We start from the raw sequence: 1246 nt of genomic DNA, 5'->3' as shown, positions 1-1246 counted from the left end.
GGCTCCAGCCGCACCGGCCATGCCCAATGCGCCGGCCGCGGCAGCGGCCCCCGCCGCCAATGCCGGCCCCGCCAAGGCCGCCGGCGCACGCGGCGAAGGCGGCTCGATCCGCGTCGACGCCGACAAGCTCGACCGCATGATCGACCTGGTCGGCGAGCTGATCATCGCGGTCGCCAGCACCGGCGCCAACGCGCAGCGCACCGGCGATGCGCAGTTGCTGGAATCCACCTCGATCCTCGCCGGCCTGGTCGAAGAGGTGCGCGAAAGCGCGCTGCAACTGCGCATGGTCAAGATCGGCGGCACCTTCAGCCGCTTCCACCGCGTGGTCCACGACGTGGCCCGCGAACTGGGCAAGGACATCGCGCTGGTGGTCAATGGCGAGGACACCGAGCTGGACAAGTCGGTGGTGGAGAAGATCGCCGATCCGCTGACCCACCTGGTGCGCAACGCCATGGATCACGGCATCGAACCGGCCGAGGTGCGCCAGGCGCGCGGCAAGCCGGTGCGCGGCACGGTGCGGCTCAATGCCTTCCACGATTCCGGCAGCATCGTCATCCAGATCAGCGACGACGGCGGCGGCCTCAACCGCGACCGGATCCTGGCCAAGGCGCTGGAGCGCGGCCTGATCGAACCCGGCCGCCAGCTCTCCGACCGCGAAGTGTTCGCGCTGATCTTCGAGCCGGGCTTCTCCACCGCCGAGAAGGTCACCAACCTGTCCGGCCGCGGCGTCGGCATGGACGTGGTCAAGCGCAACATCGCCGCGCTGCGCGGCAGCGTCGACATCAGCAGCCAGCAGGACGTCGGCACCACCATCTCGGTGCGGCTGCCGCTGACCCTGGCAATCATCAACGGCTTCCAGGTCGGGGTCGGCAAGTCGGTGTTCGTGGTGCCGCTGGACGTGGTCGAGGAATGCGTGGAGTTCGCACCGAACTACCAGAGCGAGTACATCGACCTGCGCGGCAACGTGCTGCCCTACGTGCGCCTGCGCTCGCTGTTCGCCATCGCCGGCGCGCCGCCGGCGCGCGAGAGCATCGTGGTGATCCGCCAGGGCTCGCAGCGGTTCGGCCTGGTGGTCGACACCCTGCTGGGCGAGTGGCAGACCGTGATCAAGCCGCTCTCCAAGGTCTTCGCCCAGGTCAAGGGCATCAGCGGCTCCAGCATCCTCGGCAGCGGCGGGGTCGCGCTGATCCTGGACGTGCCGTCGCTCATCGGCCAGTTGCAACCCGGCACCGAATCGCTGGCGGCC

The 1246-nt window shown here is 69.6% G+C and carries 1 protein-coding gene; it reads left to right on the top strand.

What is annotated here, in order from left to right:
• Positions 1-1246: chemotaxis protein CheA (locus D180_RS18220; protein ID WP_043091307.1), on the top strand; the 1246-nt coding region annotated here is incomplete at both ends.

The organism is Xanthomonas sp. SHU 166 (genome assembly GCF_000364685.1).
In the GTDB taxonomy this organism is placed as follows: Bacteria; Pseudomonadota; Gammaproteobacteria; order Xanthomonadales; family Xanthomonadaceae; genus Xanthomonas_A; species Xanthomonas_A sontii.
This window is presented reverse-complemented; position numbering and strand designations above follow the sequence as displayed.